This is a genomic window from Mycobacterium dioxanotrophicus, from assembly GCF_002157835.1.
GTDB lineage: Bacteria > Actinomycetota > Actinomycetes > Mycobacteriales > Mycobacteriaceae > Mycobacterium > Mycobacterium dioxanotrophicus.
The window spans coordinates 7,409,655-7,422,400 of record NZ_CP020809.1 but is presented as its reverse complement, the minus strand read 5'-3'; the positions used below and the strand labels follow the sequence as shown (position 1 = coordinate 7,422,400).

Annotated in this window: 12 protein-coding genes; 4 read left to right on the top strand and 8 right to left on the bottom strand. The window is 67.5% G+C overall.

Annotated features, from left to right (window positions below):
• The first annotated feature begins 23 nt into the window (after nt 1–23).
• A complete protein-coding gene (locus BTO20_RS35825) occupies nt 24–284 on the top strand; it encodes a hypothetical protein (protein WP_087081149.1) in 261 nt (86 codons plus the stop codon).
• Here the strand turns inward: BTO20_RS35825 and BTO20_RS35820 are convergent.
• Nucleotides 281–1,078, bottom strand: a complete 798-nt coding sequence (locus tag BTO20_RS35820) for a tyrosine-protein phosphatase (RefSeq protein WP_087081147.1) — start codon at nt 1,076–1,078, stop codon at nt 281–283. The two genes, BTO20_RS35825 and BTO20_RS35820, sit on opposite strands and share 4 nt — an antisense overlap.
• The gene (locus tag BTO20_RS35815; protein ID WP_198344615.1) at nt 1,075–2,316 is read right to left on the bottom strand and encodes an acyl-CoA dehydrogenase family protein; all 1,242 of its coding nucleotides are present in this window, start codon (nt 2,314–2,316) and stop codon (nt 1,075–1,077) included. Before BTO20_RS35815 ends, BTO20_RS35820 begins: the two co-directional genes overlap by 4 nt.
• Before the next feature lie 56 nt (nt 2,317–2,372).
• Here BTO20_RS35815 and BTO20_RS35810 point away from each other — a divergent pair, with 56 nt between their 5' ends.
• Entirely contained in the window at nt 2,373–2,849 is a 477-nt protein-coding gene (locus BTO20_RS35810; RefSeq protein ID WP_087081143.1) for a nuclear transport factor 2 family protein, read from the top strand.
• Here the strand turns inward: BTO20_RS35810 and BTO20_RS35805 are convergent.
• Both BTO20_RS35805 and BTO20_RS35800 read right to left on the bottom strand, forming a co-directional pair.
• Nucleotides 2,795–4,072, bottom strand: a complete 1,278-nt coding sequence (locus BTO20_RS35805) for an MFS transporter (RefSeq protein ID WP_087081141.1) — start codon at nt 4,070–4,072, stop codon at nt 2,795–2,797. The two genes, BTO20_RS35810 and BTO20_RS35805, sit on opposite strands and share 55 nt — an antisense overlap.
• A 46-nt stretch (nt 4,073–4,118) precedes the next feature.
• Nucleotides 4,119–5,000 carry a LysR family transcriptional regulator gene (locus BTO20_RS35800; protein WP_087081139.1) on the bottom strand — a complete coding sequence of 294 codons (882 nt, stop codon included), beginning with the start codon at nt 4,998–5,000 and terminating at the stop codon, nt 4,119–4,121.
• A gap of 50 nt (nt 5,001–5,050) precedes the next feature.
• Here BTO20_RS35800 and BTO20_RS35795 point away from each other — a divergent pair, with 50 nt between their 5' ends.
• Entirely contained in the window at nt 5,051–5,701 is a 651-nt protein-coding gene (locus BTO20_RS35795; RefSeq protein ID WP_087081137.1) for a response regulator, read from the top strand.
• 1 nt (nt 5,702) lies between these two features.
• The gene (locus BTO20_RS35790) at nt 5,703–6,866 is read left to right on the top strand and encodes a sensor histidine kinase (RefSeq protein WP_087081135.1); all 1,164 of its coding nucleotides are present in this window, start codon (nt 5,703–5,705) and stop codon (nt 6,864–6,866) included.
• A gap of 4 nt (nt 6,867–6,870) precedes the next feature.
• Here the strand turns inward: BTO20_RS35790 and BTO20_RS35785 are convergent, their stop codons facing one another.
• The 4 genes from BTO20_RS35785 to BTO20_RS35770 form a co-directional block, all read right to left on the bottom strand.
• A complete protein-coding gene (locus BTO20_RS35785; protein WP_198344613.1) occupies nt 6,871–8,457 on the bottom strand; it encodes an LCP family protein in 1,587 nt (528 codons plus the stop codon).
• An 84-nt stretch (nt 8,458–8,541) separates the two neighbouring features.
• Nucleotides 8,542–9,681: an acyl-CoA dehydrogenase family protein gene (locus BTO20_RS35780; protein WP_087081132.1), complete on the bottom strand. Its 1,140-nt coding sequence runs from the start codon at nt 9,679–9,681 to the stop codon at nt 8,542–8,544.
• A 26-nt stretch (nt 9,682–9,707) separates the two neighbouring features.
• Nucleotides 9,708–11,147, bottom strand: a complete 1,440-nt coding sequence (gene pntB / locus BTO20_RS35775) for a Re/Si-specific NAD(P)(+) transhydrogenase subunit beta (protein WP_087081130.1) — start codon at nt 11,145–11,147, stop codon at nt 9,708–9,710.
• 38 nt (nt 11,148–11,185) lie between these two features.
• Nucleotides 11,186–12,721 (bottom strand): Re/Si-specific NAD(P)(+) transhydrogenase subunit alpha, encoded by a 1,536-nt coding sequence (locus BTO20_RS35770; protein WP_087081128.1) that lies wholly within the window; start codon nt 12,719–12,721, stop codon nt 11,186–11,188.
• Nucleotides 12,722–12,746 lie beyond the last annotated feature (25 nt).

Here is a 12,746-nt window from a genome sequence, read left to right as displayed (position 1 = left end):
CCGACATGACGGAGAGGTGACGAATGCCCGAAGAATCGCAACAGGCACAGAGTCACCGCGAAGCGGTGCAGCGGGTGCGCGATGCCCGCGGCTTTGCGCTGACGTTGCCGGTGGTGGGCCGCGTCGCGGTGCCGCCCCCTGAGCAGCTGGCCTTCTACAGCGCACTGGGCGTGCTCGTGGCGGTCGAGATCATCGACTGGCCCGTCGCCCTGTTGCTCGGTGCCGGGCAGGTGCTGATGCGCAACGAACAACGCCGGATCGCCCCGCAAAACGGCAAGGCTTAACCCAGCAGCGTCGCACGCAGTCCGGCGAGGTCCGCGTCCGTCACACCGGCAGCCTGTAGGAAGCCGGACGGCGAACCGTAGCTCTGCTCGAGCGTGCGCCACGCGGCGTCGAGGTACTCCTCGCGCACGCCGAGCACCTCGTCGGTCAGGCGAGCTTCGGCGAAGGAGATGACCTCAGCGTCGGCTGATCGGGCCCGCACCGACTCGAGGATGCGCTCGCGCAGCGCAACGATGGCGTCGTTGCTGCGCAGGAAGTCCGCCATCACGGTGTCGCTCGAGACGCCGACGGCATTCAGCACGGTCGCCACGGTGAACCCGGTGCGGTCCTTGCCTGCGAAGCAGTGCGCGAGTACGGGCCGGCCGGCGGCCAGCAGCGAGATCACTTGGCGCACAGCGGTATGCGCGCCGGGCAGGGTCGGGAATTCCTCATAGACCTCGACCATGTACCGCTTGGCGGCGTCGACGATGTTCTCGTCGCTCGGGGACTCGGCCATCACCCGCTGGAAGGTGGACTCGTGCGGTGCTTCTTGATCGGAGTCGTCCTGGAAGTGGAACGGCAACATGTGGACCTCGACGCCGTCGGGCACCAGGCCGGGGCCACGGCGCTGCACCTCGCGGTACGAGCGCAGGTCGGCGACATCGGTGATGGCCAAGTTGCGGAACCGGTCGCGTCCCGCGTCGGAGAGCGCGCTCAGCTCACTGGACCGGTAGAGCCGGCCGGGCCGAATCCCGGTGGACTCCGCCACATCTCGGAAGTTCCACGCTCCCGACAGTTCTCCCAGCTCGACGGTCATGCGGACGTCACCGCCGTGCTCGATTGGCGGCTCGCCGCCGAAGCAAGTGGGGACTTCTCGCGACCGAGTTCGGCGCGGGCAATGGTGCGCATGTGTACCTCATCGGGTCCGTCGAACAGCCGCATCGCGCGGTGCCAGCCGTAGAGCCGCGCCAACGGGAAGTCGTCGCTGATGCCGGCCGCACCGTGAACCTGGATGGCCCGGTCGATGACGGTGCACGCCACCTGCGGCGCCACCGACTTGATCTGGGACACCAGCACGTGGGCAGCCTTGTTGCCCTGCTGGTCGATGGTCCAGGCGGCCTTCTCGCACAGCAGCCGGGCCTGGTCGATCTCGTTGCGCGACTTGGCAATCGACTCGCGCACCACACCCTGTTCGGCCAACGGCTTACCGAACGCGACCCGCTTCTGCACCCGGTCGACCATCAACGCCAGCGCCCGCTCGGCCGCCCCGAGTGCACGCATGCAGTGGTGGATGCGGCCGGGACCCAGCCGGGCCTGGGCGATGGCGAACCCGCTGCCTTCCTCGTGGAGCAGGTTCTCGGCAGGCACCCGCACGTTGTCGAACACGATCTCGCAGTGCCCGTGCTGGTCCTGCCAGCCGAACACCGGCAGGGACCGTTGGATGTCGACACCGGGCGTGTCGATCGGCACCAGGATCATCGACTGCTGGGCGTGCGAGGCCGCGTCCGGATTGGTGCGGCCCATCACGATGAGGATCTTGCAGCGCGGATCGGCGGCCCCACTGATCCACCACTTGCGGCCGTTGATGACGTAGTCGGCCCCGTCGCGCAACATGGTCGTCTCGATGTTGCGGGCGTCCGAGGAGGCCACGGCAGGCTCGGTCATCGCGAACGCGCTGCGGATGTCGCCGGCCAACAGCGGCTCGAGCCATTGCTTGCGCTGCGCCTCGGTCGCGAACAGGTGCAGGGTCTCCATATTGCCGGTGTCGGGCGCCTGGCAGTTGATCGCCTCGGGGGCGAGCTCCAGGCTCCACCCCGAGATCTCGGCCAGGGGTGCGTACTCCAGGTTGGTCAGCCCCGACTCCGAGGGCAGGAACAGATTCCACAGCCCGGCGGCCTTCGCCTTGACCTTGAGCTCCTCGATCACGGGCGGCACGGTGTGGTCTTTGGGGCCACGCTCCTCGCGATACGCCTCGTAAGACGACTCCGCCGGGAACACGTGCTCGGTCATGAAGTCGGTGAGCCGCTTGTGGTAATCAGCCGCCTTGGCTGACATCGCGAAGTCCATGCCAGCCACGATATGACACATGGTTAGACAGGTAGAACATAGGCATGACTGGAACTCCCCCGCCCGGTAGCCGCCCGCCTTTCCCGCCGTTCACTCTGGAAACCGCCACGCAGAAGGTCCAAGCCGCCGAAGACGCCTGGAACACCCGTGACCCGCACCGGGTGAGCCTGGCCTACACGCCGGACTCCCACTGGCGTAACCGTGCCGAGCACATCGTCGGCCGCGAGCAGATCGTGGAATTCCTGACCCGGAAATGGCAGCGCGAGCTGGACTACGTGCTGCGTAAGAGCCTGTGGGGATTCCGGGAGAACCGGATGGCGGTGCGGTTCCAGTACGAGTGGCATGACGCCGACGGGCAGTGGTACCGCAGCTACGGCAACGAGTTGTGGCAGTTCACCGATGACGGGTTGATGGCTCGGCGCGAGGCCAGCATCAACGACGTTCTCATCGAGGAGTCACAGCGGCGTTACTTCGGTCCGCGTCCGGAGTCGGAGTACGGCCGTGACATCGAGCTGTGGTGATTGAGCGGCTCGCCGTTGTGGCGACGACCGAGCGTCCACGCCAGTAGCCCCGCCACGACCGCCAGGCCGATGACCACCGCCGCCACCGCGTTCCACCCGGCCGCATCGAAGGCCACCCCGCCGAACCAGCCGACGGCGCTCGACCCGCCGTAATAGAAGAGGTTGTAGAGCGACGAGGCCTGCGCCTTGCCGTCGGCGGATGCGGCAGTGCCGACCCAACCCGACGCGATGGCGTGCGCCCCGAAGAACCCTGCGGTGGCGATTACCAGTCCCGCCAGCACGGACACCAGATTGTGGCTGGTCGTGATGGCGACGCCGACGATCATCGTCGCGATCGAGGAGAGCAGCACCGTCCGTCGGCCGAACCGGGTGGCTTCGGCGCCCGCGCGCGCCGAAGCCCAGGTGCCGGCCAGGTAGGCCACGAACACCAGGCTGACCGCGGTCTGCGGCAGATGGAAGGGCGCGGCCATCAGCCGGAAGCCCAGGAAGTTGTAGATCGCGACGAACCCGCCCATCAACAGGAAGCCCTGCGCGTAGAGCACCAACTGGCGTGGCGAGCGCAGATTGGCCCACAGCCGTGGACCCAGCTCGCGGTGACTGCGGGTGGGCGTGAATCCCTGCGCGGGTGGCGCGAGTTTGGCGAACGCCAGCGCGGCCAGCCCACACAGCACGGCCACCGTCAGCACGCCGATGCGCCAGCCGAAGTGTTCGGCCACGGGCCCGGTGACGAGCCGGCCGGCCAGCCCGCCGATGGTCGTGCCGGCGACGTAGGTGCCTGCGGCCCTGGCCGCGTGTCCGGCGTTGATCTCCTCGGTCAGGTAGGCGACCGCGACGGCCGGTACGCCTGCCACCACGAGACCCTCCAGGAACCGGCCGGCCAGCAGTAGCTGGAATGTCGGGGACAGTGGCACCAGGAGGCCGAGAACTGTTGCGGCCGTGACGGATATCGTCATCACCTGAACCCGGCCGATGCGGTCTGCCACGGCGGCCCACGGGATCACGCCGACTGCGAGGCCGATGGTGGCGGTCGACACGGCCAGCGCGGTGCCCGCGGCGCCGGTGCCGAGGTCACGCGCGATCAGGGGCAAGACCGCTTGTGGTGAATACAGTTGCGCGAACGTGGCGACGCCGGCGCAGAACAACGCGGCGAGCAGGCGACGGTAGTCGGCGGAGCCGCGGGTATGTCCTTGCCAGTCAGCCGAGATTGTCGAACCTGTAGTCACCGAAATGACGTTAGGTAGCTACCTTCGATGTGTCCAATGCATAGAACTAGGTATCTTCATGCGCCTGACGTATGACGAACTCGGCGAAGCGTTCCGCCGCAGGCGGCAACGGCCGATCCGCGGGCCAGGCCAAGCCCAGCTGACGCTTGGCCGAGGTCTGCAACAACGGGACGTAGACCGCGCCCGGCTCGGCGCGCTCGGACCGGGGGACGGGCACGACCGCGACGCCGAAGCCCGCGGCGACCAGACCCTCCATCGTCGGGATCTCCATCGCCTCGAACACCACCTGAGGCTCGATCCCGGCCTCGGCACACAGTTCGTCGGTGAGCTGACGCAGCCCGAACTCGGGTGCCAGCGCGACGAACGGCTCGTCGCCGGCTTCGGCCAACCGGATCCGGGCCCGGTCGGCGAACCGGTGCCCCCGCGGCACGGCCAGGCACAACCGCTCCAGATACAGGCCACGCCACCGGTAACCGTCCGGGCGTGGGGAGGTGATGGCCAGGTCGACTCGACCGCCGGCCAGCGCGTCGACGATGTCGTGGGCGGCGCCCTGGATCAGGGCGAACTGCACGCGGGGCGCTTCGGCGCGGAACCGCCGCAGCAGGTCGGGTACGAACCAGCTGGCCTGCGAATGCAGGAACGCCAGCCGAACAGTTCCCGTGTCGGGATCGCGCACCGCGGCGATTCGCTCACTGGCAGAACGCATCTCGGCCAAGCTGCGCCGTGCGTGCTCGAGCAGGATCTCGCCGTAGGCGTTGAGGCGTAACCGGCGGCCGACCCGGTCGAACAACGGGGTGCCCACCTCGTCCTCGAGCCGGGCCAGGGCTCGCGACAGGGTGGGCTGGCTGATGTGGAGCTCGGCTGCGGCGTCGGTGACGTGCTCGGTCTCGGCGAGGACGACGAACCAGTGCAGCTCGTCCAGATGCATGGGGGTGATTCTTGCGTGTTTTTCGGGGTTCCGACGTTATTGCCTGTGGGATGCTGTGCGCCATGGCCGAGAAGGTGCGGGTGGTGGTGGGCGATGACCATCCGATGTTCCGCGAGGGTGTGGTGCGGGCACTGACCTCCAGCGGCGAGATCGACGTGGTGGCCGAGGCCGACAACGGCGCGGACGCACTGGAACTCATCAAGACCCACCGGCCCCAGGTGGCGCTACTGGACTACCGCATGCCGCAACTCGACGGCGCGCAGGTGGCGGCCGCCGTCAGCCGCGACGAGCTCGGCACCCGGGTGTTGTTGATCTCCGCGCACGACGAGTCGGCCATCGTGTACACCGCCCTGCAGCAGGGCGCGGCGGGTTTCCTGTCCAAGGAGTCCACCCGCAGTGAGCTGGTCAACGCGGTGCTGTCCTGCGCCAAGGGCCGCGACGTGATCGATCCGAACCTCGCCGCGGGGCTGGCCGGTGAGATCCGGCGGCGCAACGAACCCGACGCGCCGGTGCTCAGCCCGCGCGAGCGTGAGGTGCTCGATCTCATCGCCAAGGGCCTGAGCATCCCCTCGATGGCCAAGGAGCTCTATCTGGCGCCCTCGACGGTCAAGACCCACGTGCAGCGGCTCTACGAGAAGCTCGGGGTGTCAGACCGGGCCGCCGCGGTCGCCGAGGCGATGCGGCGCAAGCTGCTGGACTGACATGGCGTTCCAGCGGACCGTCGACTTCTTTGCCTCCCAACCCGTCCGGGTGTCAGCCGTGCTGCGGGTGCCGCTCATCGTGCTGATCCTCGTGCTGGTCTCGGTGTGGGAGGTGGACCACTGGCTGCCCGAGGTCTACGCCGTGATCATCGGCGTGTACGCCGTCGCGGCCGTCGTCTGGCTGGTGGTGGTGCTGCGCGGGCCGATGCCCCGGTGGGTGGAATGGGCCTCGACGGCGGTCGACGTGCTGGTGTTGGTGGCGCTGTGCGCGGTCTCCGGTGGTGCGACGGCGGCGCTGCTGCCCGTGTTCTTCCTGCTGCCGATTTCCATCGCCTTCCAGGACCGCCCGGTGCTCACCGCACTGCTGGGTGCCGCGACCGCCGTGGGTTACCTGGTGGTGTGGATCTTCTACTCCAAGCGGGACGACAACGTCGGGCTGCCCAACGTCGTCTACATGCACGTCGGCTTCCTGGTCTGGCTCGCCGTGGCGACGACCGCGTTGTCGCTGGTGCTGGTGCGCCGGTCGGCGCGGGTGCGGTGGCTGCTGGAGGTGCGGCGCCGCTTGGTGTCGGAATCCGCCCGCGCCGATGACATCCGCAATGCCGAACTCGCCGAGCACCTGCACGACGGGCCGCTGCAGACGTTGTTGGCGGCCCGGCTGGATCTCGACGAGATTCGCGAGCGGATACCGGATCCCGCTCTGGACCGGGTGCGCGCGGCGCTGCAGGAGACCGCCGCCGGGTTGCGTTCGACGGTCACGGAGTTGCACCCGCAGGTGCTGGCGCAGCTCGGCCTTGCCGCGGCCGTGCGGGAACTGTTGCGGCAGTACGAGAATCGCGATGTGGTGGTGACTGCCGACATCGAGGATGTCGGGCAGCCGGAGTCACAGGCCCTGCTGTACCGCGCGGCCCGCGAGCTGCTGGCGAACGTGAACAAGCATGCCCGCGCCACCGAGGTGAGCGTAGGACTTCATCGCAAGGGGGACCGAATTGTGTTGGTAGTGGCCGACGACGGCGCGGGATTCGATCCGGCGAGGGTCACGACATCGGTGGCAAGTGGGCATATCGGCTTGGCGTCCTTGCAGGTTCGTGTCGAAGCCAACGACGGAACCATGGACATCGACACCTGGCCGGGCAGCGGTACGCGGGTGACGGTGACGCTCTAGCACCCTATTTCACGCACGGAATGCCGGAAACCTTCATCTGGGTCAGGTCGGTGGGCGCCGGTGAGTAGCTACCGGTCGCCGTGGCGGCCACGGTGGTCACCGGCGCGCTGACAGTGGTGGACGAGGTGGTCGTCGACCCGGACGCTGCCGATGACGTCGTCTCGCTGCTCGATAGCGCGTCGGTATTGCGGTCGAGGTAGTCGTCGGCGGGAAAGTCGGTGCCGATGGTCAGTTGCACGGCACCGGGCGCAACACCGGTGGACGGCTCTGCCGTCAGCCCGAGTTCATCGGCAAGCGCGTGGCCCGCAGTGTCGGCGCCCTGCCCGTATTCGACGGTGGTGGTGGCCGACAATGACGATGCGTCACCGACCTGACCTTCGGTGAATCCCTTTGCCGCGAAAGTAGATTCGAGATGCGTGGCCAGTCCGTTGAAGGACGACGCGTTGATCACGTTGAGTACTGCGCCGTGACCGTTGAGCTTCGACTCCTTCGCCGGTGTGCTCGTGGGTGCCGAGGCGGAGTCGGGGCCGGAGACCAGGTCGTGCACGATCTTGCGGACGGTGGGGACGTCGATGATGTTGACGTCCTCGCCGAGGGAGTCCTGCCCGAACTCCTTGATCGGCAAGGTGTACAGCGACGGCGGATGATCGGTGAGAGCCGATGCGCGCTTGGCGAATTCGGCGAGGTCGAAACCTGAGTCCAGCGCGACGTTCTGCTTCGCGACGTTGAGCAGGTTGCGCAGTGTGCTGGCGTTGTTGAGCCCGCCGCCGTGGCTCAGTGCCGACACCAGGGCGGCGATGAAGGCCTGCTGACGGCGGGTGCGGTCCAGGTCGGTGAAGTTCTCGTCGTTGACGTCGCGGCGCTGCCGGACGAACGCCATCGCCTGTGCGGCGTCGATTTCCTGCACACCCTTGTGGAAGTTGGCCCCCGAATAGGGATCTTCGGTGTCGGCGTTGAGACACACGGTGATCGGTTCGACGGCCTTGGCGATCTGGAAGAACGCGCCGAGGGTGACCTCGACGAAGTGGTCGATCGGGATGCCCAGCAGATTGCGCACCGTGGCGATCTCGGCCTTGCGCCCGGCCTCGCGGGCCTGCTGCTCGTGGATGGCCGCGTTGTCGGAGTCCGACTCCATGTTGTCCATCGCGTGCTGGTAGGCCAGCCCGTAGGCCTGCTTCACCTTGCCCTTGCACGTGCCGCTGGGACACCCGGCCAGCTGGACGTAGTCGTCGCGGGGGATGGAGAACGCGGTGGCCGGGCTGCCGTCACCGGGGAGATGGACGACGATCAGCACGTTGGAGTTGTAGCCGCCCACCGTCTCGTCGCCGGCGTGCAGTGCATCGTAGATGTCCTGCGGCAGCGGATTGCCATGCTGGTCGAGCCGGCTGTCCAGCCCCATGATGAGGATGTTCTGGGTGTTACCCGACGACGCGGGACCGCCCGCCAGCGCGTTGGACGTGGTGATGCCGTTGAGCGCTCCGTGATAGCCCACCCAGCCCATGCCGGTGCCTGCCAGCACGGCCGTCGCGGCCAGGCCCACGGCCAACCTGCGGGCAACGCGAAGACCGCGGCGCGGGACTCGGCCGCCCATCCGGTGCCGAGCCGGAGGGTACGCGTGTGCGGGTTGTGTCATAGTCGCCAGTCATTATGCGGTTACCTGCCATTATGCGGCCTGTCAGGACCCCAAAGCCCGCGCGATCACCATTCGTTGGATCTGGTTGGTGCCTTCGAAGATCTGCGTGATCTTGGCTTCCCGCATGAACCGCTCCACGCGGTAGTCGCGGGTGTAGCCGGCGCCACCGAACACCTGCACGGCATCGGTGGTGACTTTCATCGCAGCATCGGTGGCAACGAGCTTGGCCACGCTGGCCTGCGTCGAATACGGCAGACCGGCATCGCGGCGGCGCGCGGCGTCCAGGTAGGTGGCCCGGGCGCTGACCACCGCGGCGGCCATGTCGGCCAGCAGAAAGCCCAGGCCCTGATGATCGATGATCTTGCGCCCGAACGTGGTGCGCTCGTTGGCGTAGCGCACAGCCTCGTTCAGCGCCGCCTGTGCGATGCCGACGGCCACCGCCGCGATACCGAGCCGGCCCGAGTCCAGAGCCGAGAACGCGATCGACAGGCCCTGACCCTCGGAGCCGATGAGTCGGTCGGCGTCGAGCAGTGCGTTGTCGTAGAACGCCGATGTGGTGGGGACCGCGTGTAGCCCCATCTTCTCCTCGGGCTTGCCGAAGGTCAGACCGTCGAGATCGCCGGGCACCAGGAAGCACGACACTCCGCGAGACCCCTCGCCGGTCCGTGCGAACAAGGTGTAGAAGTCCGCCTTGCCGCCGTGGGTGATCCATGCCTTGGACCCGTTGAGCACGTAGCCGTCGCCGGACCGCGTGGCCGAGCAGCGCAGCGCCGCGGCGTCCGATCCCGCCTGGGGCTCCGACAGGCTATAGGCGCCGATCTGGGTGCCCGAGAGCATGCCGGGCAGCCAGCGCTGCTTCTGCTCGTCGGTGCCGTAGGCCAGCAGCGGATGCGACGACAGGCTGTGCACGCTGACGGCCACGGCGATGGCAGCCCAGCGGGCGGCGATCTCCTCGAGTACCTGTAGGTACACCTCGTAGGGCTGACCGCCGCCGCCCCACTGCTCGGGCTGGGGCAGGCTCAGCAGACCTGCCTGCCCCAGTTGGCCGAAGACCCCTTCCGGGTACTTCTCGTCCCGCTCGTGTTCGTCGACGATCTCCTCGAGCACCTTGTCCGCGATATCGCAGGTCAGGGCGATGAGATCGCGCGCCTCATCGGATGGCAGTAAGCGGTCGACCGGCATACTTGCACATCCTAGTTTCTGGCGGGCTACACGCGTTCCACGGCGGGCAGGGCGGCGAGGATGTCGTTGACGCGGTCGCGGGCGTCGCCGAACAGCATCTGCGTGTTCTCGCGGAAGAACAGCGGGTTCTGCACGCCGGCGTAGCCCGAGGCCATGGACCGTTTGAACACGATGACGTTGTCGGCGTTCCACACGGTGAGCACCGGCATACCGGCGATCGGGCTGCCGGGGTCCTCGGCCGCGGCCGGGTTGACGGTGTCGTTGGCGCCGATGACCAGGACGACGGAGGTGCCGTCGAAGTCGTCGTTGATCTCGTCCATTTCCAGCACGATGTCGTAGGGCACCTTGGCCTCGGCGAGCAGCACGTTCATGTGGCCGGGCAGGCGACCGGCGACGGGGTGGATGCCGAAGCGCACATCGACGCCGCGCTCGCGCAACTTGCGGGTCAGGTCGGCCACGCCGTACTGGGCCTGGGCCACGGCCATGCCGTAGCCGGGGGTGATGATCACCGAGTCGGCGTGGGCGAGCAGCTCGGCCGCGCCTTCGGCGTTGATCTCGCGGTGCTCGCCGTAGTCCTTGTCTTCGGCCGGGCCGGCCTCGATGCCGAAGCCGCCGGCGATCACGGAGATGAACGACCGGTTCATGGCCTTGCACATGATGTAGGACAGGTAGGCACCGGATGAGCCGACGAGTGCGCCGGTGATGATCAGCAGGTCGTTGGAGAGCAGGAAGCCTGATGCTGCTGCGGCCCATCCGGAGTAGCTGTTGAGCATCGACACCACCACGGGCATGTCGCCACCGCCGATGGAGGCGACCAGGTGCCAGCCCAGCAGCAGCGCGAGTGCGGTCACCACGGCCAGCAGCCACAGGTGCGGGGAGATGACGAACCACACGGTCAGGGCGAAGAACGCGACCAGCGCGCCGACGTTGAGAAAGTTCTTGCCGGGCAGCATCAGTGGTGCGGATTTGATCCGGGCCGACAGTTTGAGGTTGGCCACGATCGAGCCGGTGAAGGTCACTGCGCCGATGAAGACGCCGACGAACACCTCGGCGGAGTGGATGCCGAGCATGCCCTCGGCGTTGAGGTGTGCGGCCTCGGCGCCGGCGAGATCGTTCTCGACGTGCAGGTAGCCGTTCCAGCCGACCAGCACGGCGGCCAGACCGACGAATGAGTGCAGCAGGGCGATCAGTTCGGGCATGCCCGTCATCTCGACCACTCGGGCGCGCCACAGCCCGATCGCCGCGCCGACGATCATGGCGCCGACCAGCAGGGCCAGCCCCAAGGGTTCGATCTTGCGGTCCAGGGCCAGTGCGATGGTCGCGATCAGCGCTACGGCCATCCCGACGATGCCGAAAGTGTTTCCGGCCCTTGATGTCTCATGCTTGGACAGGCCGGCCAGGGCGAGGATGAACAGAAGTGCCGCGATGACGTACGCCGCGGAGGCAACGTTTTCTAAGGTGAACATGGGATCCATTCGAAAGATGTCTTGTGGGAGAGCGGGTTCTAGCTGCGGGAGAACATCGCGAGCATGCGGCGGGTCACCGCGAAGCCACCGAAGACGTTGATGCTGGCGAGCAGGATCGCCGCGCAGGCCAGCACGGTGACCGGGACGTTGTGCTGGCCGATCTGCAGCAGCGCGCCGACCACGATGATTCCCGAGATCGCGTTGGTCACCGACATCAGCGGGGTGTGCAGCGCGTGATGCACATTGCCGATCACGTAGTAGCCGATCACGATCGCCAGCGCGAAGACCGTCAGGTGCACCTGCAGTGCGCTCGGGGAGATCGCGATCAGCGCGAAGACCGCAGCCGCGACGGTGAACGTCACCCCGAGCCGGCGTCCGGTCGACATCGGCTGCTTTTCCGGCTTGGCGGCGGGGGCTTCGGCGGCCGCCTTCGCGACGGGCGCAGCGGACACCTGCACCGGTGGCGGCGGCCAGGTGACCTCACCGTCGCGCACCACGGTCACCGACCGCTGCACCACGTCGTCGAAGTCCAGGATGAGCTTGCCGTCCTTCTCGGGCGTCAGCAGCTTGAGCAGGTTCACGAGGTTGGTGCCATACAGCTGGGAGGCCTGCGCTGGCAGGCGGCCCGCCAGATCGGTGTAGCCGATGATCGTGACACCGTTGTCGGTCACGACCGCCTGATCCTTGACGGTGCCTTCGACGTTGCCGCCGTTGGCCGCGGCCATGTCGACGATCACGCTGCCCGATTTCATCGACGCGACCATGTCGGCAGTGATGATGCGGGGCGCGGGCCTGCCGGGGATCAGCGCGGTGGTGATGATGATGTCGACGTCCTTGCACTGCTCGGCATAGAGCTGTGCTTCGCGGGCCTTGTAGTCGTCACCCATCTCTTTGGCGTAGCCGGTGGTCGACACTTCGGCGGCCTCCGGATCGACCGCGAGGTATTCCCCGCCCAGCGACGCGACCTGATCGGCGACCTCGGGGCGCGGGTCGGTGGCCCGCACGATGGCGCCGAGGCTGCCCGCGGCACCGATGGCGGCCAGCCCGGCGACCCCCGCGCCGACCACGAGCACCTTGGCCGGGGGTACCTTGCCGGCTGCGGTCACCTGACCGGTGAAGAACCGGCCGAACTCGTGAGCGGCTTCGATCACTGCTCGGTAGCCGGCGATGTTGGCCATCGAGGACAGCACGTCCAGGGACTGTGCCCGGGAGATGCGCGGCACCGCGTCCATGGCCAGCACCGTGATGCGCCGCGTGCCGAGCTTCTCGACGAGTTCGGGTTTCAAGGCAGGCGAGATCAGGGCGACCAGGGTCGCACCGTCGCTCATCGCGGCGGTCTCGTCATCGGTGGGTGCGTTGACCTTCAACACCACATCTGTTGCCCATACCTGCTCGAACGAGCCGATCTCGGCGCCCGCCGCTACGTAAGCGCTGTCGGCGAAACTCGAGGCCACCCCTGCGCCGGATTCGACGACGACGGTATAGCCGAGCTTGGTAATCTGTCCCACAGTCTGCGGTGTGGCAGCGACGCGCGTTTCTCCTGGCTGAGACTCGCGCGGAATCCCGATGATCATCTACTTGTGTCCGATCTGTTGATTG